The following is a 1,368-nucleotide window of genomic DNA, read 5'->3' on the forward strand; positions in this document are numbered from 1 at the left end:
GGTGAAGTGGATGATCCTATGCTGTCGAGAAAAGCCTCTAGCGAGTTTCATGGCGGCCCGTACCCCAAACCGACTCAGGTGGTCAGGTAGAGAATACCGAGGCGTTCGGGTGAACTATGGTTAAGGAACTCGGCAAAATGCCCCCGTAACTTCGGGAGAAGGGGGGCCATTCCTGGTGACGAGTCTTGCACTCCGAGCTGGGGGTGGCCGCAGAGACCAGCGAGAAGCGACTGTTTACTAAAAACACAGGTCCGTGCGAAGCCGTAAGGCGATGTATACGGACTGACGCCTGCCCGGTGCTGGAACGTTAAGGGGACCGGTTAGTCACATTTCGGTGTGGCGAAGCTGAGAACTTAAGCGCCAGTAAACGGCGGTGGTAACTATAACCATCCTAAGGTAGCGAAATTCCTTGTCGGGTAAGTTCCGACCTGCACGAATGGCGTAACGACTTCTCGACTGTCTCAACCATAGGCCCGGTGAAATTGCATTACGAGTAAAGATGCTCGTTTCGCGCAGCAGGACGGAAAGACCCCGGGACCTTTACTATAGCTTGATATTGGTGTTCGGTTCGGCTTGTGTAGGATAGGTGGGAGACTTTGAAGCAGCAACGCCAGTTGTTGTGGAGTCGTCGTTGAAATACCACTCTGGTCGTGCTGGATGTCTAACCTGGGTCCGTGATCCGGATCAGGGACAGTGTCTGGTGGGTAGTTTAACTGGGGCGGTTGCCTCCTAAAGAGTAACGGAGGCGCCCAAAGGTTCCCTCAGCCTGGTTGGCAATCAGGTGTTGAGTGTAAGTGCACAAGGGAGCTTGACTGTGAGACTGACGGGTCGAGCAGGGACGAAAGTCGGGACTAGTGATCCGGCGGTGGCTTGTGGAAGCGCCGTCGCTCAACGGATAAAAGGTACCCCGGGGATAACAGGCTGATCTTCCCCAAGAGTCCATATCGACGGGATGGTTTGGCACCTCGATGTCGGCTCGTCGCATCCTGGGGCTGGAGTAGGTCCCAAGGGTTGGGCTGTTCGCCCATTAAAGCGGTACGCGAGCTGGGTTTAGAACGTCGTGAGACAGTTCGGTCCCTATCCGCTGTGCGCGTAGGAGTGTTGAGAAGGGCTGTCCCTAGTACGAGAGGACCGGGACGGACGAACCTCTGGTGTGCCAGTTGTCCTGCCAAGGGCATGGCTGGTTGGCTACGTTCGGGAGGGATAACCGCTGAAAGCATCTAAGCGGGAAGCCTGCTTCGAGATGAGCACTCCCACCTCCTTGAGAGGGTAAGGCTCCCAGTAGACGACTGGGTTGATAGGCCGGATATGGAAGCCCTGTGAGGGGTGGAGTTGACCGGTACTAATAGGCCGAGGGCTTGTCCTCAG

General features: G+C 56.1%; 1 rRNA gene. It reads left to right on the forward strand.

Annotation, left to right across the window (positions count from 1 at the left end):
- Positions 1–1,366: ribosomal RNA gene (locus tag ABT014_RS34495) — 23S ribosomal RNA — on the forward strand; the annotation flags it as partial.
- Positions 1,367–1,368: the final 2 nt, after the last annotated feature.

The sequence above is a fragment of the Kitasatospora sp. NPDC094015 genome, assembly GCF_040304075.1.
Taxonomy (GTDB): Bacteria; Actinomycetota; Actinomycetes; order Streptomycetales; family Streptomycetaceae; genus Kitasatospora.